General features: G+C 45.8%; 24 protein-coding genes. 17 read left to right on the top strand and 7 right to left on the bottom strand.

Features of this window, described 5'->3' with window-relative positions; translation table 11 throughout:
• Positions 1-5: 5 nt before the first annotated feature.
• Genes LEP1GSC047_RS04670 through LEP1GSC047_RS04645 form a run of 6 tightly spaced genes read left to right on the top strand, consistent with a single transcriptional unit; the run spans position 6 to position 5,791 of the window.
• The gene (locus tag LEP1GSC047_RS04670; RefSeq protein WP_010414760.1) at positions 6-1,157 is read left to right on the top strand and encodes an oxidoreductase; all 1,152 of its coding nucleotides are present in this window, start codon (positions 6-8) and stop codon (positions 1,155-1,157) included.
• Entirely contained in the window at positions 1,147-2,055 is a 909-nt protein-coding gene (locus LEP1GSC047_RS04665; RefSeq protein ID WP_020988452.1) for a hypothetical protein, read from the top strand. Before LEP1GSC047_RS04670 ends, LEP1GSC047_RS04665 begins: the two co-directional genes overlap by 11 nt.
• Positions 2,030-2,485, top strand: a complete 456-nt coding sequence (locus LEP1GSC047_RS04660; RefSeq protein WP_010414753.1) for a PTS sugar transporter subunit IIA — start codon at positions 2,030-2,032, stop codon at positions 2,483-2,485. Before LEP1GSC047_RS04665 ends, LEP1GSC047_RS04660 begins: the two co-directional genes overlap by 26 nt.
• An 11-nt stretch (positions 2,486-2,496) precedes the next feature.
• Positions 2,497-3,399, top strand: coding sequence for an ABC transporter permease (locus LEP1GSC047_RS04655; RefSeq protein ID WP_010414751.1), 903 nt, complete (start codon positions 2,497-2,499; stop codon positions 3,397-3,399).
• Entirely contained in the window at positions 3,396-4,166 is a 771-nt protein-coding gene (locus tag LEP1GSC047_RS04650) for an ABC transporter permease (protein ID WP_010414749.1), read from the top strand. The genes LEP1GSC047_RS04655 and LEP1GSC047_RS04650 overlap by 4 nt, the downstream gene beginning before the upstream one ends.
• A gap of 47 nt (positions 4,167-4,213) precedes the next feature.
• Positions 4,214-5,791, top strand: a complete 1,578-nt coding sequence (locus tag LEP1GSC047_RS04645) for a PEGA domain-containing protein (RefSeq protein ID WP_068872719.1) — start codon at positions 4,214-4,216, stop codon at positions 5,789-5,791.
• A 3-nt stretch (positions 5,792-5,794) separates the two neighbouring features.
• On the opposite strand, the gene LEP1GSC047_RS04640 is transcribed toward LEP1GSC047_RS04645, so the two are convergent.
• Entirely contained in the window at positions 5,795-7,066 is a 1,272-nt protein-coding gene (locus LEP1GSC047_RS04640; RefSeq protein WP_010414744.1) for a glutamate ligase domain-containing protein, read from the bottom strand.
• A gap of 104 nt (positions 7,067-7,170) precedes the next feature.
• A complete protein-coding gene (gene aroE / locus LEP1GSC047_RS04635) occupies positions 7,171-8,037 on the bottom strand; it encodes a shikimate dehydrogenase (protein ID WP_010414742.1) in 867 nt (288 codons plus the stop codon).
• Between the two features lie 69 nt (positions 8,038-8,106).
• Between aroE and LEP1GSC047_RS04630 the strand changes: the two genes are divergently transcribed.
• On the top strand, positions 8,107-8,502 hold the full coding sequence (locus LEP1GSC047_RS04630) for a hypothetical protein (RefSeq protein WP_010414739.1): 396 nt from the start codon (positions 8,107-8,109) through the stop codon (positions 8,500-8,502).
• A gap of 26 nt (positions 8,503-8,528) precedes the next feature.
• Here LEP1GSC047_RS04630 and LEP1GSC047_RS04625 read toward each other — a convergent pair whose 3' ends face one another.
• Positions 8,529-9,308, bottom strand: coding sequence for a glycosyltransferase family 2 protein (locus tag LEP1GSC047_RS04625; RefSeq protein ID WP_020988400.1), 780 nt, complete (start codon positions 9,306-9,308; stop codon positions 8,529-8,531).
• Positions 9,309-10,001 (bottom strand): histidine kinase, encoded by a 693-nt coding sequence (locus tag LEP1GSC047_RS04620; protein ID WP_010414736.1) that lies wholly within the window; start codon positions 9,999-10,001, stop codon positions 9,309-9,311. It abuts the gene before it with no gap.
• Positions 10,002-10,026: 25 nt separating this feature from the next.
• On the opposite strand from LEP1GSC047_RS04620, the gene LEP1GSC047_RS04615 reads away from it, so the two are divergent.
• The 7 genes from LEP1GSC047_RS04615 (at position 10,027) to LEP1GSC047_RS04580 (ending at position 17,013) form a co-directional block, all read left to right on the top strand.
• On the top strand, positions 10,027-11,382 hold the full coding sequence (locus LEP1GSC047_RS04615) for a hypothetical protein (RefSeq protein ID WP_020988286.1): 1,356 nt from the start codon (positions 10,027-10,029) through the stop codon (positions 11,380-11,382).
• Between the two features lie 25 nt (positions 11,383-11,407).
• Entirely contained in the window at positions 11,408-12,556 is a 1,149-nt protein-coding gene (locus LEP1GSC047_RS04610) for a S1 RNA-binding domain-containing protein (protein ID WP_010414727.1), read from the top strand.
• Between the two features lie 5 nt (positions 12,557-12,561).
• Positions 12,562-13,023 carry a tRNA (cytidine(34)-2'-O)-methyltransferase gene (locus LEP1GSC047_RS04605; RefSeq protein ID WP_010414723.1) on the top strand — a complete coding sequence of 154 codons (462 nt, stop codon included), beginning with the start codon at positions 12,562-12,564 and terminating at the stop codon, positions 13,021-13,023.
• Between the two features lie 487 nt (positions 13,024-13,510).
• Complete coding sequence (locus LEP1GSC047_RS04595) at positions 13,511-14,173, top strand: ATP-binding protein (RefSeq protein WP_010414716.1); 663 nt, start codon at positions 13,511-13,513, stop codon at positions 14,171-14,173.
• Between the two features lie 66 nt (positions 14,174-14,239).
• Positions 14,240-16,219 (top strand): excinuclease ABC subunit UvrB, encoded by a 1,980-nt coding sequence (uvrB, locus tag LEP1GSC047_RS04590; protein WP_010414712.1) that lies wholly within the window; start codon positions 14,240-14,242, stop codon positions 16,217-16,219.
• Positions 16,220-16,235: 16 nt separating this feature from the next.
• Complete coding sequence (locus LEP1GSC047_RS04585; protein ID WP_010414709.1) at positions 16,236-16,835, top strand: rhomboid family intramembrane serine protease; 600 nt, start codon at positions 16,236-16,238, stop codon at positions 16,833-16,835.
• A complete protein-coding gene (locus LEP1GSC047_RS04580; RefSeq protein ID WP_010414706.1) occupies positions 16,819-17,013 on the top strand; it encodes an SBBP repeat-containing protein in 195 nt (64 codons plus the stop codon). Before LEP1GSC047_RS04585 ends, LEP1GSC047_RS04580 begins: the two co-directional genes overlap by 17 nt.
• A 47-nt stretch (positions 17,014-17,060) precedes the next feature.
• Here LEP1GSC047_RS04580 and cutA read toward each other — a convergent pair whose 3' ends face one another.
• Together cutA and LEP1GSC047_RS04570 are read right to left on the bottom strand one after the other, a co-directional pair.
• A complete protein-coding gene (gene cutA / locus LEP1GSC047_RS04575; RefSeq protein ID WP_039934286.1) occupies positions 17,061-17,390 on the bottom strand; it encodes a divalent-cation tolerance protein CutA in 330 nt (109 codons plus the stop codon).
• Positions 17,391-17,495: 105 nt separating this feature from the next.
• Positions 17,496-17,999, bottom strand: coding sequence for an LIC_10730 family protein (locus LEP1GSC047_RS04570; RefSeq protein WP_010414697.1), 504 nt, complete (start codon positions 17,997-17,999; stop codon positions 17,496-17,498).
• A 362-nt stretch (positions 18,000-18,361) separates the two neighbouring features.
• Here LEP1GSC047_RS04570 and LEP1GSC047_RS04560 point away from each other — a divergent pair, with 362 nt between their 5' ends.
• Together LEP1GSC047_RS04560 and LEP1GSC047_RS04555 are read left to right on the top strand one after the other, a co-directional pair.
• Entirely contained in the window at positions 18,362-19,594 is a 1,233-nt protein-coding gene (locus tag LEP1GSC047_RS04560; protein WP_010414691.1) for a serine hydrolase domain-containing protein, read from the top strand.
• 128 nt (positions 19,595-19,722) lie between these two features.
• Positions 19,723-20,457, top strand: coding sequence for an HAD-IA family hydrolase (locus LEP1GSC047_RS04555; protein WP_020988501.1), 735 nt, complete (start codon positions 19,723-19,725; stop codon positions 20,455-20,457).
• Between the two features lie 11 nt (positions 20,458-20,468).
• On the opposite strand, the gene LEP1GSC047_RS04550 is transcribed toward LEP1GSC047_RS04555, so the two are convergent.
• The gene (locus tag LEP1GSC047_RS04550; RefSeq protein WP_010414685.1) at positions 20,469-21,161 is read right to left on the bottom strand and encodes a DJ-1/PfpI family protein; all 693 of its coding nucleotides are present in this window, start codon (positions 21,159-21,161) and stop codon (positions 20,469-20,471) included.
• A gap of 101 nt (positions 21,162-21,262) precedes the next feature.
• Here LEP1GSC047_RS04550 and LEP1GSC047_RS04545 point away from each other — a divergent pair, with 101 nt between their 5' ends.
• Positions 21,263-21,544: a helix-turn-helix domain-containing protein gene (locus tag LEP1GSC047_RS04545; RefSeq protein WP_010414682.1), complete on the top strand. Its 282-nt coding sequence runs from the start codon at positions 21,263-21,265 to the stop codon at positions 21,542-21,544.
• The last annotated feature ends 95 nt before the right edge of the window (positions 21,545-21,639 follow it).

Genomic DNA, 21,639 nt, shown 5'->3' with positions numbered 1-21,639 from the left:
GGGCATTGTTCGCAAAACCGTTTCTCCTCAAACCCAGAACCGTCAAAGATGCGGGACCCCGCAAGACGGTTCTGGATGAACCTTACACTCTGATTCCCGATGGCGGAGCTCTCCTACTAAAAGAATTTCCCGCCCGGGTCAAGGTAGGTGATCCCCTTTTTAAACAATCTTCCGGTACCGTACTTTCTCCGGTAAATGGGGTCGCCTCCTTGGCCCACGGGGAAACCGGAACCCGAGTCCAAATCGTCCAGGACGGAATTTTTCCGGTTAAAAACGAACTGCATCCGAAGATTTGGAAAAAGGAAGAAGCGATCGAAGTCATGGACCGACTTGGCTTGGTCTCTCTGGACTTTCCCGGTCAACCCTTGTCGGATTCTTTCCGAGAAAGATTCAAACCCCGTTTTATTATCTTATCTCCTTATACTCGCACCCAAGACATAGACTTTACGTCTCGTTTGCAAGCCGCTCCGGACTGTCATAAGTCCTTTATCGAATCTCTCAAACTTTGGTTTCCGGAGACGGAAATCAGGGACTATATTCTAGATGAGAAAAGTCCTCTCAACAGTTACGCATACCCTTGGGGGATTCCGGAATATTTTACGTTTAAGACCGAAAAAATCCCCTTCTCGAGATTCAAGGATGTGATTTATATAGGTCCGGAAACTTTATATTATCTTTATAGGGCCTTGTTCGGTGAAATGCCTTTCATCGAGAGGGAGATCAGCCTCTTCTTTTTAGGAAAAAACGGCGGTTTACGAAAAGCAGCAGCTCCTCTTCGGGTTCAAAACGGACAAAATTTAAAATTCCTGTTCGAAGAATATGAGCATTCTTATTCCCAGTTTACTTTAAATTCTTTTTTCGAATATTATCCCGTTCGCGACACGAAAGAAGGTTTTTACTGGGATATTCGACTTTATTCCTCTCTTATTTTGCTAGCTCGTCATGAAGCCGCTAGATCCGAGTTTCCTTGCGTCGAATGCGGCGAGTGTTCCTTGAATTGTCCGACAAAATCGAATCCGATGGCCTTGATGAGAACGTTAGGCCGATTCCAACCCGGTCTTTGCATGGAATGCGGCATCTGCACTTTCCTATGTCCTTCTTTCATTTCCCTAAGGGATCGAATTCGTTCGGTCAAGGAGGAATCGGTTGGCATTTAGTTTTATCCTATCCACCGGAAAGGGTTTTTTTCGCAGGAAGGATCTACTCTTTCCGGATATTCTTTCTGGCATTCTTTGCGTATTTTTAGTAGCGCTAGGCTCTGCCGGAACTTTCTATATTCTGCTTCCCATGGGCTTCGGCCTGCTGGTAGGTGCCATTGCGTATTTCTTCTTAACTGATCGAAAGTCTTACGTGTTTTATTGGGTCAATCACGCACTTTATTTTGCTCTTCTAATTCCGAGAGACCAACGATTTGCATTGCATGCGATCTTTGCAGTCTTAATCGGATTCGGGCTTTGGTGGATAGGAGAACGAAAATTAAGAATTCGTTTTCCTTTGGCTCTCGTTCAGCTTTTGGTTTTTCTTTTACTCTACTTCATTCCCGGAATACAAATTTGGTCCCTAACGCCCGGGCTCGGTTTTCAAGATCCGAACTTTACGGATTTGTACACTCGCGGAATCTTTCAAGTGGACGCAAATCCGAGCGAACGATTTTCCGCTTTGCAATCTTCCGGGGGCTACTCGATCCTATTGCTGTTGCCGATTTTTATGAAAAGACCTGCGGCAATACTTCTTCCGATCGCCTTCGGGTTTTTTTTGGGATTTTGGACTTTCCGGTTCGGCATTCCGGTTAGGGATTTTATTTCGGAACCGATCTGGGCGGCTTCTTTGGCCTTCGCTCTTGCTCTCTCTTTGCCTGGACACAATCTGGAGTCGGTCCTTCCCGTCTCTTTTTTATCCTTGGTTCCCATTGCCATCGGAATTTTTTTCATTTCAGCAGGAACCATTCCCTCTTTCACTTGGGTCGCGTCGTTTTTTTTCATTGAATCCCTCCTGATTCGTATTTTCCTAGGAGATAGGATAGAGAAGCATGAACCAGCTCCTGGCTTTACTTAAGCCTGAGACCGTAATATTTGATCTTGAAGGTTCTTCCAAGGAAGAGGTGATTTCACATCTACTGCAAAAGGCGGTCGATGTCAAACTAATCGGACCGGAAGTTCGGGAACCCGTTTTCGAGTCCCTTCTCGCAAGGGAAAAGTCCATGTCGACGGGAATCGGTAGCGGGGTGGCGATTCCTCACTGCTCCGTGAATTTGGTCGAAGAACTGAAATGTGTGATGGGTCTTTCGAAAAAAGGGATCGATTTTGACGCGATCGATCACCTGCCCGTGCATATTTTTATTTTACTCATCGTTCCCAAGTCCAAGTTTCAAGAGCATATCAAGACCCTCGCTCAAATCGCTAAAACTCTGAATGTCAAGGAAGATAGGGAAAAACTGATCGATTCCAAGGACTTTGAGGAGATTCGGAAAGCCTTTACTCCGTAAGGAACACGACTTTGTTGGAAGAGGCTAGACGATTTCTCGTTTTTATCCTTCTGCTGTCCGCAGTTTCAGTCTTGTTCTCCCGATTGCGTTCCCTGGATCGGGAATTTTTAAACGCCGACTCGGGAATCGCGAGTCAAGATAGCAGTTCGCTTTCGGAGCAAAAAAGTTTCCTCGATTCGTATCTTTCTTTTTGGAAGGGTATTCTTAGCTTTGATCTTGGCCTTACCGAGTCCGGCGACCCGGTTCTTTCCCATATAGGTTCCCGATTTTTACCGACGTTTCATCTCGCTTCCTTCGCCATCATCTGGAGCGTACTTTTCGCAATCGGACTCGCGTTCTTTGCGCTGCTCCTGAAGTCGAGTTGGTTACGAGTGTTTTTGGATACTCTTAGTCAAGTCGTTCTTTCCACACCGATTTTTGTCTTTGCCGTCGTTCTCTTAGTTTTATTTTTCTTTATTCTAGGCTGGCTCCCTCCCGGCGGTTACGAATCTTGGAATAGTTCCTATGTGATTCTTCCCGGGTTGGCTCTAGGCTCCCGCGTATGGGCCAGATTGTTTCGATTTTCCTTTGGGATGGCGGAGGCGGAATCTTCTTCCGCTTACGTGACCGTTCTAAGGGCCCGGGGCTATTCTCCGACGAGAATTCTCTTTCGACATATTCTTCTTAAAATCCTGCCCGTTCTTCTCGTATTGATTTTGTTGGACTTTAGTTCCCTGTTGTCCGGGGCCATCGTAGTGGAGGAAATATTCTTCTTTCCCGGTATCGGAAAATCGATGTATCATGCAATTCGTACGATGGATGCTCCGCTACTCTCCGCCTTACTCTTTTATAGCGGAACGGTATTTTATATTCTGACAAGAGTTTCCGAAAGAGTGAGAGACTCGCTTCTCGGTTGGGAGACCCAATCCGCATGAAGTTTTCGGATTCGATTCGATATGTAGTCGTCGGAAGTTTTCTTGCGGTCGCGTTAGGCGGCATTCTTCTGCATTCTCCTCCGACTCAGGTGGAGTTGCACGAATCGTTTCGACCTATCAGTATGGAAGCTCCGTTGGGAAAGGATAGACTCGGACGCGATGTCTGGGCTATGCTCGGCTACGGGAGTCTTTCCACGTTTCTTTTCGCATTTCCGGCGCGCGTTCTTACTTTGGCATTCGCGAGTCTTCTCGGACTACTCGCCTATTCGAGTCCTTTCCTGCAGAAAAATCTTTTATCTCCGTTATCTTCGGTTTTCGTTTCCATTCCGTCCTTATTGCTTGCACTTCTCGTAATACAGGCGTTTGGCGCTACGTCGGCCTCTCTTTTTATCGCGATTCTTTTGGGCGATTGGGCGCCCGCTTACGAAACGTTACGGGCCCGAATCGAAGAAGTCCGCGGAAGCGGTTACGTCCTGGCGGCTTCCTGCTTCGGCGCAGGAAAGACTTATATTTTTCGAAGCCATATTCTCCCGCAGGCGTTTCAGTTATTGGGAATTCTCTTAACAACGGGACTTCCATCGGTCGTCATGACCCTGGCGATTTTCGGATTTTTAGGAATTTCGGCCGGAGGGGATACCTTCGGTCCTGGCTTGGGCGAGCAGATCGCTTTTTCGAAAGATTACGCGGAATCCGGGCCTTGGGCCCTGGTCGTTCCTATCCTTGGAATTCTAGGCTTGGTTTATTCCGTCGGAGGACGCAGGAATTGAAGTCGCATTTTCCGAAGAGATTTTGTGCCGGCATATTGTTATTTTCGATGCTTCCTATCTGCGGCGGGAGTTCCTTACTTGCGATCGAAGATCTGTATAATTTCCCTTCGATATCTTCCAAAGAAAAGATAGAATTCGAAAGAGAGCGTAAATTGTGTTTCTTTCCGCTTCGAAACCTATCCGGGGACTCCGCTCTGGATTTTTATTCCGCCGGATATGCCTCCGTCCTATATTCCGGATTAAAAACTACGGTTCAAATATACGATGAAAACGCCCTTCCCGCTTCGATTCAGCATCCGTTTGGAAATCAAGATTCCGTAAAACAGGAAAAAGTAAAGGAAGGAGAATGGGATTCCGATCGTCTGGAGAAACTTCGCTCCGGTCAACTTGTAGTGCCGATCAAAAACGATCCGAGATATCTTTCTCTTAGATCCGAACCTTTCGAATCGGAACCTGCCCCGGACGACGGAGGAGTCATTCCGCTAGCTAGAAAAAATAATTGTTTCTACTCCGTTACCGGCGAATTCGAAAAAAAATCCGCCGACGAAATGCGGGTCCGAATAGTCTTACGTTCCTTTAAGGACGGGGCAAAAAAGGAATTTTCCCATAAGACCAGCGTTAGACGTTCTTATCAAGAATTGAATCCTTTGATCGAGTCCCTAAAAAGTTTTCTTTTAGGAAAATTTACGTTTCGCTTAACGGTTAAATCGGAAGGTATTTTGTCGTCTCTGGTGTTTTTAGACGGGAATTATATCGGTAAAACCCCTCTAGTGCGAAACGATATACTTCCCGGAATTCACGATGTTCGGGTTACCCGAGAAGGCTTTAACGATTGGCGTGGGGAAGTGGATATGCGGACTTCTTCCAGGGAAATCAGCGTCCAAATGTTTAAGGAAAAGAAGGAAGGGTTTCTCTCCGTAACATCGGATCCGCCCGGTGCGAACGTTTATTTCGGTTCGGAATTGCTAGGGGTTACTCCGTTGAACAAGGTCCCGGTCAAGGTGGGCTGGAATCGCATTCGACTTTCAAAGGAAGGTCACGTGGATATTTTAAAGGGAATCGAGATTAAGAAGGACCAAACATCGGAGGTTGCCGGAACCCTAAAGCAGGGCGATTCGGTGTCATATTATAAAAATAAGAAATACGTTTTCCTGGATCATACGTACGACGACTTTGCGATCTATTCGTTGTACGGAAGTTTATTGTTCTATGCGGGATATTATTACTTTAATTTAAAAGCCGATTCCATTCTCGAAGGTTCCAGGCCGATGACGAATGCCTTGACTGTCACCGGCTTAGCGACTCTAATTCAGAATTCCTCGAATTTCAATTCGTTTGCGACCGCATATTACTATCAGTATAATATTCATAGCCAGGCCGAGTCAAAGGCCAATTATTATCGAGGCTTGGCGGGATATATCGATCGAGATACCGGAGTTCACGGCGGATTAATGCTCTATGGAATCGCGGCGATGCTGGCATTTTCCGTTTCCTTTTATGTCCTAGGCCTGGACTCGGAAACCTTGGACGTAGGTGTCGCTCCTGTTAGAACTCCGTACTTTGCGAGAGGCTTGGAATATCAGTTCGAGACGGAGACCTACGCAAGATTCAAACATAAATTTTGAATCTTATTTTGTATTCCTTTGAATCGCGTCGACCGCATATTTATAGAGACGAAAGCTTCCTAAGACGAGAGTCCCTTCTCGGGAAAAATCGAATAATCGTTTCGAAAAGTCGTTCGGATCTAATGCAAACGATTCGAATCCGTTCGGCAATTTGAATTCGGGACCATTTAGAAATGCGAATCTCGTTCCATGATTTTTTACGAAGAGGTCTAGATCCTTAGCCATACTTTCTCCGTCCTTATCCGGCAAAAAACCGGCAATCACGGATAATTTCTTTTCCGGATATAGAACGGAAATGTCCCGGAGAGTGGTTCTTACCGCGTCCGGATTATGCGCGGGATCGAAAATTACGAAAGGATCCTTGGATAAAATTTCCAATCGTCCGGGCGGAGATCGGAAACCGGCTTTTAGTCCGGCCGAATAAGAAACGAAGGGTCTTTCGTCAAAGAACCGCTTATTATTATCCGAATTCGGAATTTTAAGAAAAGATACTGTAGATGAAATACGATCGCAGATAGTTCGGGTCGCCCAAAGGGCAAAATTTAAATTATAGAGTAAATAAGCTTCCTCGGATTTTCTTTCGAAGAACGCGAGTTGGATTCCCTTTTCGGAACAAAAAGAACGGACGATCTCATTCAAATCGTTTTCGTGAGGCATGGACAAGAGCAGTTTAGTTTTTGGCCCCGCGATATTGAGTTTTTCCAAAAGTATCTTTTCCTTGGTGTCGCCTAGTATCGCCTTGTGGTCTTCTCCGATCGAACATAATACGACTACATCCGGCTCCGCGAGGCTGGTTGCGTCCAGTCTTCCTCCGAGTCCGGCCTCGTAGATTTGAATATTCAAATCCTGTGATTCGAAATAAACGAAAGCCCCTAGGGTAAACCATTCAAACCAGGATAAACCGGATAATTCCGCCTCCTCGGCATTCTCAAAAATCAGTTTCGCGATAGTTTCCAAATCCGTCGATGAAACCGGATCGAAATCCGGCCCCTTTCGGATCCTTTCCGCAGGACTAAGAAGGTGAGGGGATGTATATAAGCCTACGCTTTGGTTTAATTTGGAAAATGTCTGGGAAAGAAAATGAGAGACGGATCCTTTTCCGTTTGTTCCCACCACGGAAATTCTTATGCGCGGTGAGAGTCTTTTTCTCCAAGTATGTTTATCTAAAAAATTTCGAAACGCTTCCAGGGAATATTCCTTGAATACGTTAAAGTTTCTAGTTTTTTCCAAATTAACCAAACTAGAACCGAATTTTAAAAAATCAGTAAGAGGCATTTGGGGTATACTTTTCACGTAACGCAGAGAGGAGATTTTTCAAATCCGACATGGTCCGATTTAAGGATCGGAATGCATCATGAAACGGTGATGAAGTCATAGGTTTAATTTTCATGCAATGCGGAATGGAGCCTTTGTCTTCCTTTTTCGATGAGTTCGCTTTCCAATTGAATTCCCGTAAACAGTCGGAACTGCTCCACTGCTTGGTACAATAACATCTCCGTTCCGGGTATAACGCTAGCCCCGAAAGATCGTGCGATTTTAACCAGCGGAGTTACTAACGGATTGTAGACGATATCGAAAACGGTTTGATCACGATGAAAGGACGAGGGGGAAAAGACCGGTCCAGGATCCTTTCCCTTCATGCCAAGCGGAGTCGTATGAATCACCAAGGAGAATTCGGCACATTTTCGTTCCGCATCTTCCAGCGAAAGGAAGGAAGTCCTCCCCGGTCGTACTCGATTCAGTAAATCCACGATTTTATTTCCCGCATCGGTGTTTCTGGCGGCAATAACCAATGTTTCTACGTTTCCTTTTTCCAAAAGTGAAAAGGCGATTCCTCTGGCGCTCCCTCCGCTTCCCAAGACTAACACGTTCCCGTTCAGGGAGGAGGGACTTTGTTCCAAGACGGCCCGTACTGCTCCGATTCCGTCGGTATTGTACGCGCGAATCGATCCTTCCCGTAAGACGAGAGTGTTGCTTGCCTTCATGGCTTCGGAAGCTTCATCCTTCGTGTCCGCCAACCGAAATGCTTGTTCCTTATGAGGTATCGTAACGGAAAGTCCTCTTACTCCAAATTTATATAATACGGTTAGGTCTTGTTTTTCAACGGAAGAAATGGGAAAGACTAAGTAGCCAAAATCTAGACTTAAGTCTTGGTACCACCCGGTATGCAGAAGGGGGGACAGCGTATGGGAAAGTGGATTTCCAATGATGCCGAAATATTTGGAGCTGTCTCTGAAGATTTTCAAGGATGGTGGGACCGTTTTTTCGCTAAAATTCTCGACTTTATCCCAAAACCCGGAAAACCTGTAAACCAGATGGGAATCCTGGCTTCGTTCTACGATTTTCTTCCTTCCTTCGGCACTCAACCTTTTTTAGTCTTGGCCGCATTCTCCGTGGGATGGTGGACTCCGTTTACTAACGCACTTTTTGTTGTCGGAATCAGCGGCGGCCTTGCTTGGTATTTCTATTTTTACAAGCGCAAAGACTTGCTAGGCGGTTTTTGGGTGGCCTTTCTGGTCGCGCTACTCGGTTCTCTGATCATTCTTTCCATTTTTCAGGATATCATCCGAGACATCGTGTTCTGGTTGATATCTCCCAAGGTCGGGATCTATCAGCTTTCCAACGTAAACTTGATAGCGGTACTGATCGGCGGCTATTTGGCCTTATACATCATGAACCGAATCAATCATAACAAGGAACGACGAGACTGAAATTCTAGGATTTCCTCTTAGCGCCTTTAATTCTCCTGTCGCTTTCGATTCTTTTCGGCTAAAGTCATTTCAAATATCTTGGTATACTTTAGAAAATTATAATAAAATCCCATGATTGCAAGGATAAAGCCTCGCCGTCCGTCCAGAAACCCGCAGCGAACGAAATACATCCAGAAAGATTTATAAGAAGCTTTTAAAAAGGCGAAAAGAAGACCCGTGCGTTTTCCTTTCGCGAATTTTTCCGTTGCGGCAAGTTCGGAATACCGATTTATAAAATGCACATGATCGAACAAGTTCTGATACGAGTAATGCAGTACCGGATTTTTTAATTTCCTTTTTTTTCCTTCCAGACGAACCGATTCGTGAACTTTTCCTCCCACGAATCTTCCCTTGGATTTCTTAAATAAACGGACTCGATAGTTAGGATACCAACCTCCGTGACGAATCCATTTCCCCATGTACATGGTAAGCCTAGGAATGAGAAATCCGTCTTCTTCCGGCTCTCTTCCTCCCAATATCTCTCGAATTTCATTTTCCAATTTGGCCGAAATTTCCTCGTCGGCATCCACGCTTAAGATCCAGCTATTCTTTGCCAAAGATACGACATGATTTTTTTGAGATACGTAATCGTCGAATTCTCGACGGACTATTTTCGCGCCGAAGGATTTTGCCAGTTCCGTGGTTCTATCGCTCGAGCCCGAATCTAGAACGATGATCTCGTCCGCGAATTTTAAAGATGCGAGGCAGCGAGAAATATTATCCTCTTCGTTTAACGTTATGATGCAGGCGGAAATCGGTAGGGGCATTTATATGCGCGAGATATCCTTGTCGCGAGCGGACTTGAAGTTTGTAGTCAGGGGAATTTCCAATCGAGCAATCGTCGATTCTTTTCGGATTCCTATACGAAAGAAAGAAGGATCGATTCCTTCCCCTTTCAACATAATCAGAATCAAAGCCAATCCTAATCCTGCGCCTTCCGTATTATCCGCATTATCCATGTAGAATTGCGCTATGTCCGCATACTGCATTCCCTTTTCGAGTTTTTCTCTTAGGGATTTTTCTTCCTGCGGAGTGACGGGAGTGTTATTGATCACCTCGATGCGAATTCCGTCCATAGAGTAATCGAAACTGATCAAGCAGTAATATCCTTTCTTTTTGGCTTTCTGGCCGAACTCTTCCGCCATGCTTTCGGAAAATAATTGTCGATATTCCGAAACCCCTTTTACATACTGAGTTGCATTCGAGAGATCGTATCCTTTTTCCTCGAAGAAAATTCTTTTTTGGTTTGCCTTACAAGCGTTGATCGATAACTCTTTAACGATAGTATAAATCGTAGGGACGAGCGTGGGATACGTAACTTTGTCCAGGATTAATTCGATCGCTTCCTGGATATGCTCTTCCACGGATCGAGTCATCCTATGTGTTTTGAGGGATAGAATTCTTCCGTTCTCTACCGTAAGCCGGATATTATCGGATATATCCCGGATTTCCTGACCCATTACCTTGAACTTTCCGGAACTCGATTTGTTTGTCAAGAGACTCATACTCGCCATCCCAAAAAAGGTCCTCTCCTATTATTTTCTTTGTAAAAATTCTTTTTTTTGGGGGCTCTTCTTCTGCTCGTTCTCGGTTCTCGAGGCCCAGAGTTGGAGTTGGAAGGGAGTATTCGTAATAGAGCCCGGTTCTTTAGAATACAGAGGACCGGTGGATCTATTCGTAAAAGACGGACTCGTCGAGAAGATTGCTCCTTCCTCGAGCGTCCAGAATCCTTCCTTTGTTTTACCCGGTTTTTGCGATGCTCATGTCACTTTGGGGGCAAACTCCATCGGCGGCCAAAAAGACAAAAACGAGCTGCAGGAAGATATTCGGTCATTTCTTCTACACGGATTCGTTTTTCTGCAAAGTATTGCGGATGCCTCCTGGGTGGAAGATCTGGCTCGATCTAAAAGAAAAACCGGCGAATTCCCGCGAATTTCTACTTCCCCCCCGATACTCATTGCGGATTCGGCCGAACTTCGAAATGCAGGTTCAAAACTCAGCGGTTACAAAATTTTACACAATCAGGAAGATGCAATGCGAGCCGTTTCGAATAGAGGGACGGGTCGTGCGCATTTATTTTTGCGTCATGATGCCGGAGAGCCCTTTCAAATCGACGGACAACTTTTGTATCGGATGAAAACTCAGGCGGAAGAAAAAGGCCTGGAATTAGCGGTCTCGGCCTTTGGGGAAGAATTCGCCTCTTGGGAAGCATTGTCCGCAGGCGTGCCGATATTATATCATCCGATTCCGGAAACTTCTTCGATAACCCCGGTGTCTAGAAATTTAGTCCAATCTTATTGGGGGCCCATGTTCGGAGTGTACTACAATCAAAAGCAGGTAGGAACTCCCGATTTTTCCGCGGAATGGAATCGACTGCTGGCATGGAGTCCAAGATTTAAGGAAAGGGCCTTTTCGCCCGATTGGATTGCGACCCTGATTCCGTTGGGGGAAAAGGAAAAGGTTGAGGCGGACAAAGAATACGATTCCTATCTTGCCTTTCTGAAGGGTCGAAAGAATCTGGCCTTACGGATTTTGCTCGCTTCGGGCACCGGCCATTATCTGACCTTTCCTGGAATCGGAGGTTGGAAAGAGATATCCATCTTGTCGGAAATATTAGGTCCTAGGGAAGCTCTCCGCGCTGCCACAGAAACGACCTGTACTTACCTCGAAGCTGCGCATGAGGGCAAAATTCGCGTGGGGAAATCGGCCCAATTCCTGGTTTTTAGCGAGGATCCATTGAGCGGATGGGAAAAATTACGTTCCTTGCAGACGGTTGTAACGGAACGTAAAAGGACGGAAATACTCCCGCCAAAGAAACCGGCTTCTAAACGCGGTCGATGAGATTTAATATATAGAGAGGAAGAATATGAAAGACTCCCAGAAAGAATTGTTCGAAAAACTTTTGGATGAAAGCTTCCGCAAGAAAGGCGCGCTTGAACCGGGTGCGAAAGTGACCGCCATCGTAAGCAGCGCAAAATCGGATTATATTTTTATAAAGGCAAAGGGGACGGGAATTTCCGGGATCGTTCTCGCGGAAGAATTCCCCGAACCTCCTAAACCGGGCCAAGAATTCGAGGCATATTTTCTCCGAGAGTCCTCAGGGGATCAATACTTTACGACTTGTTTGCTTGGAGATTCCTTGGACAAGGATTTAATCTCCGTCGCTCAGGCTTCCGAAATTCCGATACTCGCGCATATTGTAGGTGAAAACGAATCCGGCGTCGAAGTTAAGTTAGGCGAAGTCGCGGGATTTTGTCCATTTTCACAATTGGACCCGGATCTTCGTAAGCAGGGAAGCGTGATCGGGAAATATGTTCGCTTTCTTGTGGTGGAAGTCGGGGCTAAGGGCAAGGTAGTCGTCTCCCAGAAAAAAATCGCCGATAAAGAGAAAGAGGCCAAGATCTCCGTATTAAAAGGGGAGTTGAAACCGGGTATGTTCGTAACATGCAGGGTTAAATCCGTTCACACGTTCGGATTGATTGTGGAAGCCGACGGGTTGACGGCCCTTGTTCCCGCATCGGAGGCGACGTTCAAAAAAAATACCGATTTGACTTTGGATTTTCACCCAGGGCAGGTACTCCATGCGAAAGTGTTAAAGTTGGATTGGGAAGAAAACAAGCATAGTTTTACGGTTAAGGATTTTCTAAAGGACCCTTGGGCTCAGAACGTTCCGTTTAAGGAAGGGGACCTCGTTTCCGGCGTCGTGGAAAGCATTAAGCCGTTCGGATTGTTCGTAAAACTGAACGAGAATTTTTCCGGTCTAGTTCCCAATCGGGAAAGCGGAATTTTAAATCGCGTTCCTTTATCGCAAATTTTCAAACCGGGCGACAAGGTGGATGCTTTCGTGATGGAAGTGAATTTATCGAAACGACAAATTTCCTTATCTTTGGCCAAGGCAAAAGAAGTGCAGGATCGATTGAACTATAGCGGTTATTTGTCCGAGGAGACTTCCTCGACCGGATCGTTCGGCGCGATCTTAGCCAAGTCTTTAAATAAAGGCCAAAAAAAAGGGTAAGAGATATGGCTCTCCGTATCGCTTTGTACCGGCCGGAGATTCCGCCTAACACCGGTAATATCGCTAGACTCTGTGTCGCGTTGGGAGCGGAGCTGCATATCGTGGGAGAACCTGCGTTCGAACTTTCCGAAAAGGCCGCTAGACGTGCAGGATTGGATTATTGGGACAAGGTAAAATTGACTCTGCATTCCACTTGGGAAGAATTTCGTGCGGACTTTCCTCCGAGATCTGACCTTTATTTAATTTCCACAAAGGGAGTGACTTCCTACACGAAGCCGAATTACGGACCGGATGATACTCTCTTATTCGGTAACGAAACTTCGGGACTTCCTCCCGAAATTATGAAATCAGCCGATGTAGGTCATGTGATCCGAATTCCTATGGAAGAAGATTGCAGATGCCTGAACCTGAGCAATGCGGTCGCAATCGTCGCGTACGAAGTCTTACGACAGGTGAGAAAATGGTAAGGAAATTTTCAAAGATAAAATAAGGTTTCGAGGCCACGCAAAAGACCTGGATTGTTCAGGATGGAACAAAGCGACGATTTCTTTTCTCGTATGATCGACATTCGTATGACTTGCTTCAAAAAAAAGGTATTGGACGTCGAAGTTCGGGACGGGAAATCACCGGAGCGAACACTCTTAATTTTACGGATTGAATGCCGGTAAAAACAATATTCGACGAAGTTAATAGAAGAATGTTGCTTATATTCGGACGACTTTGAACTCGGAAAACATTCCGTAATAAAAGAACGAATTGATGAGCCGGTGCTTCCGGCAAAAACCGAAAGCAGTTGGATCGAATTTGGAACAAGGGGTTTTTACCCGCAAAAATCCTGCGGAAAACGGTTCGAGAAAAAAACAATGACCGGTTTCTCGGAAGCAGTTTGCGGTCGTTTTCTAAAAATCAGATTTACATTCATTTTAAAAAACGATCCTATGGAAAAATATGGGAATGTCCTTTTCCCTAGGAGAGATCGAGGCCCGAATAAGGGATCTCCTAGCAAACGGTTTAGTAGGAAATTCCCAGGATTTTCACGCCTGGATCCGAATGGATGTCGTGCGACGATTCCGAGAAGATCCTAAAATCCATCCGGATTGGATTCCCCAAATTCTTGATACCTTGGTTGCTTCCAAGGAGGCAGTCAGAGGAAAATTCGATCCGCGAGAATATTCGCTTTCTCCCGAATCCACTCTACGCAAAAAAGCCGTTAAAAAAGAAGAGTACGTTTTTCTCGGAAAAACGGAGTTCCAGCCCATGCAATATGTTCGAAGCAGGCTCGAGACTTTTCTACGTGAAAACGGGGTTAACGAAGATTTGATCGTCGACCTCACGATCGGATCGATCGAGGCCGTCGAAAATGCCGTGAAATACGGGGACGGAGGGACGGTCGAAGTCTCTTACGGAATAGAAAGGAACGGGCTTTTTAAAATTCGGCTGGTCAATAACCTGAGAGACTTGAATATCGAAGAAGATATCGAAAGAGGAAAATTCTCTTCCACTGCGACTTTGATGCGCGGCATGATGGTAATGCAAAAGCTATTTGATAAAATGGATCTAGAAATTTTAGAGGAACGCAAGCAGGCCCTCTTTATGGCCGAGAAAAATCTTTCTTAGATTCCTAAAGTTTTTCAAAATAGAAAACATTTCTGTCCCGGCGGATTCTAACCAAGAGGAAACGGTATGCCTGCAATTTTTAAACTTCATTCCCCTTATAAAGCCGCAGGCGATCAAATTCAAGCTATCGAAAAAATTGCGACTTCCTTCGAGCAGGGGGAAGAGAAAGTCACGCTTGTGGGAGTGACCGGTTCGGGTAAGACGTTTACTATGGCGGAAGTAATCGCAAGACTAGGGCTGCCGACTCTGATACTTTCGCATAACAAAACATTGGCGGCACAGTTATTCCGGGAATTCAAGGATTTCTTTCCTGAAAATGCAGTAGAATACTTCGTATCGTACTACGATTATTATCAGCCGGAGGCATACGTACCTTCATCGGATGTGTTCATCGAAAAGGATATGTCGATGAACGAGGAGATAGATAAGCTGAGACTTCGTGCGACGTCCTCGCTTTTAGAAAGGGACGACGTCATCATAGTAAGTTCGGTTTCCTGCATTTACGGATTGGGATCTCCCGAGGAATATATGAAGTCCGTAGTTACATTAAAAAAAGGAGATACGATCGATCGAGATCAGGTGATTCGTCAATTACTTCATATTCAATATAACCGGAACGATATCGATTTTTCTAGAGGGAATTTCAGAGTGCGGGGAGACTCCGTCGAGGTGTACCCGGCATATCATACGGACGGGATTCGAATCGAATTCTTCGGGGACGAAATCGACGCAATTACCAGGATTCAACCGGTAACCGGGCAGGTTATCGCCAAACTCGAGCGTTGCTTCATTTATCCTGCAAAACACTTTATCATGTCTTCGCCGATGATAAAAGACGCAATCCAGGTCATTAAGAATGAAATGCAGGAGCAGGAAGCGAAGTTCAATAAAGAGAGCAAATTTTTGGAAGCGCAACGCATCGTGTCCCGTACGAACTACGATATGGAAATGCTTCAGGAGATGGGATATTGCAACGGGATCGAGAATTATTCCCGACACTTAACGGGACGGAAAGAGGGCGAGCGGCCTGCATGCTTACTCGATTATTTTCGCGGAGATTTTTTACTTATCGTCGACGAATCACATGTAACCATTCCGCAGGTAGGCGGAATGTACGCGGGCGATAGAGCTCGCAAGCAAACGCTAGTGGATTTCGGATTTAGATTACCTTCTGCACTGGATAATCGCCCGTTAAATTTTCCGGAGTTCGAAAGTTTAACTCCGAGGACCTTATACGTGTCCGCGACTCCCGCCGATTACGAAATGCAAAAAAGTAAGACGATCGTCGAGCAGATCATCCGACCAACGGGCTTATTAGATCCGGTTGTGGAAGTTCGACCGACGAAAAATCAGGTCGAAGATCTTTTGACAGAGATTCGTAAACGAGTGGATCGCGACGAAAGGGTTTTAGTGACGACTCTTACCAAAAAAATGTCGGAAGACCTGACCGACTATTATAAGGAACTAGGAATTAAGGTCTCTTATTTGCACTCCGAAGTGGACACCTTGGAAAGAGTGGAGATCCTTCGGGATCTTCGGAAAGGCATATACGACGTTCTCGTCGGAATCAATTTGCTCCGGGAAGGCTTGGATCTCCCGGAAGTGACGCTAGTCGCTATTTTGGACGCGGACAAGGAAGGCTTTTTAAGGAATTATAAATCTCTAATACAGACGATCGGTCGGGCGGCTCGTAACATCAACGGGACGGCCGTCTTATACGCCGATAAAACGACCGATTCGATGGAAAAAGCCATCGGAGAAACCCGTCGCCGTCGTACGATTCAGGAAGAACATAATAGGAAATACAGAATTTCTCCGAAAACGATTTCGAAGGAAATCAACGACATTATCGACCGGGAGCAAAAAGAATATACGTTGGAAGAAGCGGCTCTAGAGAGTATCGAGAAGCAATTTAAAGAAAAGAATTTCTCTTCCAAGGAGGAATTAAAAGAGCGTCTGCGAGAGGAAATGCTTAAAGCCGCAAAAGAGTTGGACTTCGAACGCGCTGCAATGCTCCGAGATAAAATGCTATCTTTGAAAGCATAGTAAGAGAGAATATAAAATGCTAACCGAGATTACGATCGGAATCACCGCAGCTTTCAGTTTGTACGCGTTAATGGGCAACCCGGAACTTCTGGAGAAATTTCTATTGCGGCCGTTTCGAGATTCAAGGCAGGGACGATATTATACGCTGATAACGAGCGCCTTCCTGCATTCGGATATTTTCCACTTGATGTTTAATATGATCACTCTGTATTTCTTCGGTCCCGCCGTGGAATATACGATCGGAGGCTTAGGTTTTGTAGGGATTTATCTCGCCGCGATTTTAGCCGCGAGCGGAGTGTCTCTTCTCAAAAATAAGGATAATCCGGCTTACGGAACTTTGGGCGCATCCGGTGGAACTTCCGGAATCGTATTCGCCTCTGTTCTATTTTATCCTCAGTCCAGCATATATATGTTTTTGATTCCAATCCCGATACCGGCACCGATTTTTGCATTAGCCTATCTGGGTTATACGTATTATGCTTCGAAAAAGGCGCAGGACGGAGTGAATCACGATGCGCATCTTTACGGAGCGTTGGCCGGAATTGCTTTTGCAATTTTCGTTAAGCCGGATTCGCTATTTAATTTTTTTCGCTATATACTTGCGATATTCCAATGATTCGGTATCGTTCATAAAGCGGATAAAACTTTTAGGCGCCGGAGCGAATACGAATGCCACCGGTATTTCCGTCGATTTCCCCGGAAACTTGTTTGGAACCGGTTATACCGGCGCTTCCTTATTCGGCCAATCGGATTCCGGCGGAACCGAAGATTCCTTTTTGATCAAATTCGAATAATCCTAGAGGATTCGCGAAGTGCTCTGCTCCTTGGATTTATCGGAGGCTCAACCGCCTTTGGCGATTTTTTCTTTTATAAAAGATTTAAACTTATCGGAACCGAAGCTAACGTCCAAGCGTATGATTTCGGGAGCCAAATAAGGATGTTTTTTCATAATGAATTCTTCGATCGCGGGATAATGTTCCGCCTTAGCTTTTAAAAGAAGTTTATTTTCCGAATCGATCGTTAGTTTCCCTTCCCATTGATAAAGAAGTGCGACTTCCGGAAAAATCGTGCCGCTGACGATAATTCCTTGTTGGAGCATTTCTGCGATATACTCTTCGGCCAAATCACGGTCAGCGAGCGTAGTAAAAACGAGAATTTCTTGGGATGACATTCTTTCCTCCGAAAGGAAGGAAATTACGCTCTCGCCCAAGTTTGTCCACTCTTTCTCAAGGGGATCGAGTGAAGGTTTAAAAACGATTAAAGTAAGGTGGGCCGATCAATATCTAGGCGCATTCGGATTGGCGTAATTTCCCTTTCCCGAGTTCGGCATGGAGCCGCCCGAGGAGGCAGGATCAAAGTGGTTGCAAACGTTCTGGCATGTTCCTACGCAGTTCCATCTTTTTCTATCCACGCTGATCGCGGTAAAAACGGTTTCGACGCTGGGGATCGGAAATTCCTTCCAGCATTTATCTTTGCAGCTATTATAGAGGACCGTGCAATTTTTTGCGGTTTTAGAATCGCCGCCTTCAGCGGACATAACTTCGAATAATCGCCTTTCCTCTTCGCTCTTAAAGATCGGCTTCTTACCGGCTCTCTTCAGTTCTTCGTGCGAAAGATTGGCCTCGTCCGTATCGGGAACGTCTTGTAGGACGGCTCTTTCTTTTCCTTTCGGCCCCGCACCTCGGCTCCAATCAACGGCGAAAAAACAGTGAGAAAGCGAGAAAAGAAAAGCCGCGAGGAGAAACACTCTCTTACCCTTGAGCGAGAATGAGGAAGACATGACTCCAGACTCTAAACTATTTCGCTTCCTGCAAGAAAAGATTCGTTTAATACGACTAAAAGATCGGACTTACTCTTCCGAAAAGAAAATTATCAACGGAACGGATCGACGGTCTAAAGGATTGAGGGAATATTTTAGCGGGACGAATTCTAATCGCTCGCAACTTTTCGCCTTCCCCTCGTTAGAGACCGCAATGGGACATTTAGTTAAACAATCGGAGGCTTCGACTTTCTCGGTTTTTCCCGGAAAAATTTTGGAAAAATATTTCCCGACGATCCGTCCAATTGGATTGCAACTTGAAAGGTCTTTCGTTAGGATCTCCGAAAGATACATTTTGGAAAAAGTAAGGATGGAATTCGATTTTGCGTTTTAAGATTTTTATAACGATAGTTTCTCTTATCGCTTTTTCGAATTGTAGCGCCCTTGCTTGGGGATGGGTCAAGCTTCCCGATGGAGTTACTTGGGAACATCCCGGAACATTGGATAGAACTCCGGCAGAGGGATTCCCGGTTCATTTTCCCGAGGAAGCCGGAATGGATTCCAAACCTTTAGTCGAATATTCCCAAAAGTTGAGAAAGGAAAAAACAGAGGTTCGCTCCTTGCTAATTCTCAAAGACGGAAATCTTATTTGGGAAAGATACGCAGGTGGAATATCTCGAAATCATAATCATAATATGTATTCGGTCACCAAGTCCATGCTCTCTCTTTTACTTGGTATTTGCTACAGCAACTCTTGCGGGGTGAATCTGGATGAAAGTTTGGCAAGGGCGGAAGAAAACCTTCCTGGAATTCTTCCATCCGAGCTGGCGGGAAAGGAATCCATCCGATTAAAGGACGCGCTTCGGATGAGTTCGGGAATGGGCTGGGATTCCTTTCCGAAGAAAGAAGAGATTCGAACGGATGCCGATCCGTTAGCAGTCGCTTGGGAACCGTCCTTATCATCGCCACCCGGCACGAAATTCGAATATTCCAACGGAGATTCGCAGCTGGCCGCGGGTTATTTGGAAGCAAAATCGGGTAAGAGCCTATACGAATACGCAAAGAATACCGCTTTTTCCTGGTTAGGAATTCGGGGAGAGGAATGGTATACGGCCTCCTCGGGACGGCAAACCGGAGGATTCGGCCTTAGACTGAGAGCGATCGACATGGCCAAACTGGGGCAACTCTATTTAGAAGGCGGCAAGTGGCACGGAAAACAGATTTTACGTCCTGAATGGATCGCTTGGACTCTGGAGCCGGGTGTAGAGCACCGGTACGGATTGCATTGGTGGCTTCATGAATTCGAGGGGAAGTCGACGTTCATGGCCACCGGAAAGGGCGGACAATTCATCTACGTGATTCCTCATCGAAAAATCGTCGTAGTAATCACTTCCGCGATTTGGGATAAACCCTCCGAGGTCCTTCTTGCATCCGTATTGGAATCGGTCAAAGCTTCCGTACAATCCCGGGATAAACTAGTGGCTCGGGAAAAGGAGGAAGCGGTTCTGAGAGAACTGAAGCTGGCACGTAAATCGTCTTTGGATCCGAAACTGAAGGACGGAGCCGATGAAACCAAATTGGCCATTCAACCGGGGCATCAACCGTCTCACCCGTAATCGGGAAGTTAACGTTTATCGAATAGTCTAATGACTGAAAGATTGTTTTTACGAAATGGAGCTTGATACGGAAAAAAGGTATCGTGGATTTCGGGATCTGAATTCTCCTATTCTTGAATGTTAATAGAATGCAAATATCTTTAAATTCCGATCGATTTCTTTTCCTGGATGTCGGGGACACTCTCCTCACGATGAAAAAACCGGCGGGAGAAATATACTTCGACGTGCTGAAAAATTTCGGGCTTACCGACGCAAATCGGCCCTCGGGTTCTTTGGAGCGGGCGTTTCGCAAGGCTTACTCCGAATTAACGAAGGAGCCTCTTCCCGAACATCGCGATAAATTTCACGCTCATTCCGGAGGAAGCGAAGGTTGGTGGAGGGATTTGCTCGGGATTTTTTTGAAAGAGATCGGCTCGAATTTGGATCCGGATCCGATCTTCCTTTCCATATTCCAAAAATTCGATGATCCGTCCGTTTGGGAAATCGATCCCGGATTTCCGCATTTACTTTCGTTCATAAAGAAATCCGGATATGGACTCGGAATTATTTCGAATTGGGATCACCGTTTGCGGGACTTGTTGAATAGTGTAGGGGTTCTTTCCTATTTTAATCCCATTTTTGTATCCGCCGAATTCGGATTCGAGAAACCGTCCCACCGAATTTTTCAGGCGGCTTCCGAGACGGTCGGTCTACCCCCGGAGAAATTATTCTATTGCGGGGACAAAGTCGAGTTGGACATTACTCCAACAAGGGAATTGGGTTGGACTTCCTTTCATAAGAACGAGAAAGGCGATCTTAGGCATTTAGGAGAACTCGTGGATTTATTAAAGGGTTTAGACGGAAATAAAAACCCGGAAAGTTAGCGGCTCCATTTTTAGGATTTGAGTCGCTCAATCGCGCGGACCGCGATTTCCTTTCGTTTGATTTGAGCCTCTCTCCGACTCGATGCGACAGAATTTAGAATTTCTCTAGGCGCGGATCTTGGATGGCCCGTGTTAAAAGGAGGACTGGGGTCATACTCGAGCATGAGTTGAATTTCTTGTGCGATGTTGGCCCCGTTCAGATCGGCGGCGACACTAAGGGCAAAGTCGATTCCGGCAGTCACTCCGCCGCCCGTAATACGATTTCCATCCCGCACGATTCTGTCTTCCTTAACGTTGATACCGGGAAAGAGCCGTAGGATATCCAGCGACAACCAATGAGTGGTAGCGGAAAATCCGTCCAGAAGTCCGGCAGCCGCCAGCGCCAGAGAACCCGTACAAACCGAGGTTATGTACTTCGCGGACTTCGCTTGGTTCGTAAGCCAAGAAAGGATTTTTTCATTCTCCATGACGGCATTTATCCCGGTTCCACCCGGAACGAAAACTAGGTCGAATTTCGGCGAATCTTGAAGGGGAAGGTCCGGCAAGATCGCGAGTCCCCGCTCGGCCAAAATCGGAACCACCGCTTCTGCAACGAGAGAAAGTTTCGTATTGGGTATTCTAGAAAATACTTCGTGGGGTCCCGTAAGATCCAGATGAGTCAAATCCGGGAAAAGGAGCATACCGATGGAAAAAGTTTGAGGCATGACCGTAGAAAAAACGGATCTATTTCGGGAGCAAGCAGGATTCCGGAATCTTCATATCCTGATTTGGTATATACCGGTTTGGAAAGTAGAATATTTATGTTTTGGCGAAAACAATCTATACTGAGGAATATCGTTCTTTCCAAAGGCTTTTAAAGCGGGCCAGGAAGGAAGCCGGATACACGCAAGTCGAAGTTGCCAATGCTCTCGGCGAGCCGCAATCCTATATATCTAAAATCGAATCGGGCGATCGGAGAATAGACGTGATCGAATTTTGGACGTTCGCCAAATTATACCGAAAACCTGTGGATTTCTTTTTCCGGTTTGACGAGACGGATCGTCCCAAAAAAAGAACCTTAAAAGCCGCAGTTCCGAAAAAGAAGTAGCTTGGTCTCGAACCTAGTTCGTTTACGGACAATTTCCGCCTAAAAACTCAATTTGATATCCTACTTTCCGGACCACGGAATCTCATCCTGTTTTC

This window comes from Leptospira inadai serovar Lyme str. 10, assembly GCF_000243675.2.
Lineage (GTDB): Bacteria > Spirochaetota > Leptospiria > Leptospirales > Leptospiraceae > Leptospira_B > Leptospira_B inadai.
This window is presented reverse-complemented; position numbering and strand designations above follow the sequence as displayed.

Excerpts from the sequence above, each read along its gene's own strand:
- LEP1GSC047_RS04660 (WP_010414753.1), top strand. The coding sequence starts at position 2,030 with ATGAACCAGCTCCTGGCTTTACTTAAGCCTGAGACCGTAATATTTGAT.
- LEP1GSC047_RS04650 (WP_010414749.1), top strand. The coding sequence starts at position 3,396 with ATGAAGTTTTCGGATTCGATTCGATATGTAGTCGTCGGAAGTTTTCTT.
- LEP1GSC047_RS04645 (WP_068872719.1), top strand. The coding sequence starts at position 4,214 with ATGCTTCCTATCTGCGGCGGGAGTTCCTTACTTGCGATCGAAGATCTG.
- LEP1GSC047_RS04640 (WP_010414744.1), bottom strand. The coding sequence starts at position 7,066 with ATGCCTCTTACTGATTTTTTAAAATTCGGTTCTAGTTTGGTTAATTTG.
- LEP1GSC047_RS04630 (WP_010414739.1), top strand. The coding sequence starts at position 8,107 with ATGGGAATCCTGGCTTCGTTCTACGATTTTCTTCCTTCCTTCGGCACT.
- LEP1GSC047_RS04625 (WP_020988400.1), bottom strand. The coding sequence starts at position 9,308 with ATGCCCCTACCGATTTCCGCCTGCATCATAACGTTAAACGAAGAGGAT.
- LEP1GSC047_RS04620 (WP_010414736.1), bottom strand. The coding sequence starts at position 10,001 with ATGGGTCAGGAAATCCGGGATATATCCGATAATATCCGGCTTACGGTA.
- LEP1GSC047_RS04610 (WP_010414727.1), top strand. The coding sequence starts at position 11,408 with ATGAAAGACTCCCAGAAAGAATTGTTCGAAAAACTTTTGGATGAAAGC.
- LEP1GSC047_RS04605 (WP_010414723.1), top strand. The coding sequence starts at position 12,562 with ATGGCTCTCCGTATCGCTTTGTACCGGCCGGAGATTCCGCCTAACACC.
- LEP1GSC047_RS04595 (WP_010414716.1), top strand. The coding sequence starts at position 13,511 with ATGTCCTTTTCCCTAGGAGAGATCGAGGCCCGAATAAGGGATCTCCTA.
- uvrB (WP_010414712.1), top strand. The coding sequence starts at position 14,240 with ATGCCTGCAATTTTTAAACTTCATTCCCCTTATAAAGCCGCAGGCGAT.
- LEP1GSC047_RS04585 (WP_010414709.1), top strand. The coding sequence starts at position 16,236 with ATGCTAACCGAGATTACGATCGGAATCACCGCAGCTTTCAGTTTGTAC.
- cutA (WP_039934286.1), bottom strand. The coding sequence starts at position 17,390 with ATGTCATCCCAAGAAATTCTCGTTTTTACTACGCTCGCTGACCGTGAT.
- LEP1GSC047_RS04570 (WP_010414697.1), bottom strand. The coding sequence starts at position 17,999 with ATGTCTTCCTCATTCTCGCTCAAGGGTAAGAGAGTGTTTCTCCTCGCG.
- LEP1GSC047_RS04555 (WP_020988501.1), top strand. The coding sequence starts at position 19,723 with ATGCAAATATCTTTAAATTCCGATCGATTTCTTTTCCTGGATGTCGGG.
- LEP1GSC047_RS04550 (WP_010414685.1), bottom strand. The coding sequence starts at position 21,161 with ATGCCTCAAACTTTTTCCATCGGTATGCTCCTTTTCCCGGATTTGACT.